The following is a 2,591-nucleotide window of genomic DNA, read 5'->3' as shown; positions in this document are numbered from 1 at the left end:
GCCTTCGAATAGCCGATGAAATAGACGATGCGGCCGGCGATCCAGAGCGCGCCGATCCCGGCTGCGACGGCGTCGCTGATGTAGATCGCGAACAGCCAGAGCGAGGGCAGGGCAATCGGCATCCATTCCAGCGTGTTCATCTGGATACGGAAGGCGCGCTCGAAATCCGGATGGCCCGACATCGCCGGCACCTTGACGCCGGTCTTGGTGCGCGAGCGTGACACGTTGATGCAGGTGAACAGGTAAAATGCAATCGCCAGCAGCGTGACGAGGGCGGTGAGGTGATACATCGCTCGCTTCCTTGAAGAGGTCGCGCTTCAATACCCGGTCAGCTCGAGATAGCCAACACCGTCATGCGTGCCGGCAAAGCTGATCGGCCCTTCCCAATAGGAGAAGCCGGTCCCCATCCAGGCCCCTGGATTGAGCGGCTTGCAGGAAATCGAGAACGAGCGCGAGGGGATCGCGATCTGCCATTCCACCGGCAGCTTGCGTCCCGCGACCTCGGCGGTTGCCTTCGGCGTCATCTGGATGTCGCTACCCGCGATCATCTGTGTGCTGCCGGTGGCGGTGATCCAGTTGCCGAACGGATAGTCCTTGCCGTCCTTCTGCCGCAGCCGGTACAGCATCAGCTTGTCGCCGGATGCAAGATGCAGCGACAGCCAGTCCCAGCCGGTCTGGTCGGCGTCGAGCGGCTGGCTGCTCCACTCGCGGTCCATCCAGGCCTGCCCCGACACATCGACCGGCTTGTCGTCGATGGCGAGCGTGCCGCGCGCGCGGTAGAACGGCTGGCTGTAATAGTAGGAGGCCTGGCCGCGCTCGGATTTGCGGCTGAAGCCGCCATCGCCCTGCAATGCGACCGCACGATCGGCTTCCAACGTGAGCGCATAGCTGAAGTCGGGGCCGGAGGCCTTCACCGTCAGCGGCGCCAGTGTGCGATCGTCGGTGCGATCAAGACCCTTCATCTCCCAATCGTCGATCCACGCAGCGAACGGCTGTGCCGTGACGCCGGCCTGCCCGATCCCGCCGCGCGAAAACAGCTCGCTGAAGCGATGGGTGTCGGCACGCGTCACCGCGGCGTGCGCCATCCAGATTTGCTGATTGGCCCAGCCTTCCCCTTGCGGTCCCGGCTGCGCCGCCTGGCGGAACAGCGTCCATTGCAGGCCGCAAGGTGCGCCTCGGCTATCGACGAGGTTCGCCGTGAGATACCACCACTCGATGCGAAACTCCGGATGCGGCCCGTGATCGGCGGGAAACGTGAACGTCTTTCCCGGCGTGACCTTCGCAAAGCCGTCGGCGGTCTCGCCGAGCCCGGCATAGCCTTGCGCGCCGGCGTGGCGCGCAAGAGCGAGCGAGGCAATGCCGCCGGCAAACGCGCGCCGCGAGATCTTGTCAGCGCTCATTGGCAAACACCTTGACGAGGTCTGCCGGCTGCATCCGCGCCAGCCGCGCGACCGGCAGCGCTGCGGCAAGCAGAGAGGCGACCAGCGCGACCGCGACCAGCTCGACGAGTTGCAGCGGAAACACATGGAACGGCAGCCGCCAGCCAAACGCCTTCACATTGATGATCGCGATCAGGCACCACGCCACGAGCAGTCCGAGCGGCACGGCCAGCAGCGAGGTGAACAGCGCCACCGACAGCGTCTTGGTCAACTCGATTGCGGCGAGGCGTGGCCGCGTGATGCCGACCGCCCACAGCGGCGCAAGCTGCGGCAGGCGGGAGTTGGCCAGCGTCAAAAGGCTGGTCAGCAGCGCGATGCCGGCCACACCGAGCGTGAAGGCATTTAGCGCCGATGTCACCGCAAAGGTGCGGTTGAAGATCCGGATCGACTCCGCCTTCACCGTCGCCTGGTCGGCAACGCTGCGGTCGTCGAGCGCAAACTGCTTCTGCAAGGCCGCGATCAGGCCCGAAATCTTGTCTCGTGGGACAATGAGCCCGATCCGCGTCTGCGGCGTCTGCGGAAATTGCCGGATCAGCGCCGCGACGTTCACGGCGAGCTGTCCCTTGGGATTGCCGTAATCGGCATAGATGCCGACGATGTCGAGCTCCCAGGTCCCGCCCGGCGCCGGCACCTCGACGACGTCGCCGACCCGAACGTTCAGCCGCCGGCTCAACTGCTCRCTGATGAAGGCGGCATTGCCCGGCACGAGCCGGGTCCAGGCGCGCGGCGCAGTCTCCAGCAGCGGCCAGCGCTCGCGATAAAGTGCGTGATCGGGCAGGCCGAACAGCTCCACCGGCTGGCCCTGAACTTGCGTCTCGGCGCGGCCGCCCGACAGGATCGCCTGGACTTCGCTGCGCTCCGTCARCCAGTTCCGGATCGCGACAGCTTGCGCATTGTCGGAGGCGCTGATGTAGACGTCGGCCGCGAGCCGTCCGTTGAGCCAGCCGACAAAAGTGCGGCTGAACGTCTCCACCATGGTGGAGACGCCGACATTGACGGCGAGCGCGAGCAGCAGCGCCATCAGCGCCAGCGACAGCCCGGAGAGCTGCTGCCGGCTGTCCGCCCAGAACCACAGCGCGAGCGGTCCTCGCGCTGCGCGCTGGCCCATGCGCAGGATGATGTCGAGGAAAGCCGGCAGGATCAGTGCCGCGC

General features: G+C 66.1%; 3 protein-coding genes. All 3 read right to left on the bottom strand.

The window, feature by feature from the left end; all coding sequences use genetic code 11:
- Positions 1-290 (bottom strand): MAPEG family protein (locus AC1D00_RS36085; RefSeq protein WP_477013954.1); only part of this gene is annotated, 290 nt, incomplete at its 3' end.
- A gap of 27 nt (positions 291-317) precedes the next feature.
- On the bottom strand, positions 318-1,400 hold the full coding sequence (locus AC1D00_RS36080; RefSeq protein WP_135176111.1) for a lipocalin-like domain-containing protein: 1,083 nt from the start codon (positions 1,398-1,400) through the stop codon (positions 318-320).
- Positions 1,390-2,591: FtsX-like permease family protein (locus AC1D00_RS36075; RefSeq protein ID WP_477013953.1), on the bottom strand; the 1,202-nt coding region annotated here is incomplete at its 5' end. The genes AC1D00_RS36080 and AC1D00_RS36075, both read right to left, overlap by 11 nt.

Source organism: Bradyrhizobium sp. P2_E8 (assembly GCF_056403875.1).
The sequence above is the reverse complement of the archived record's forward strand: the minus strand, read 5'-3'. Positions and strand labels throughout refer to the sequence as shown.

What these genes read in the sequence shown, in the direction of transcription:
- AC1D00_RS36080 (WP_135176111.1), bottom strand. Translation starts at nt 1,400, where the DNA reads ATGAGCGCTGACAAGATCTCGCGGCGCGCGTTTGCCGGCGGCATTGCC.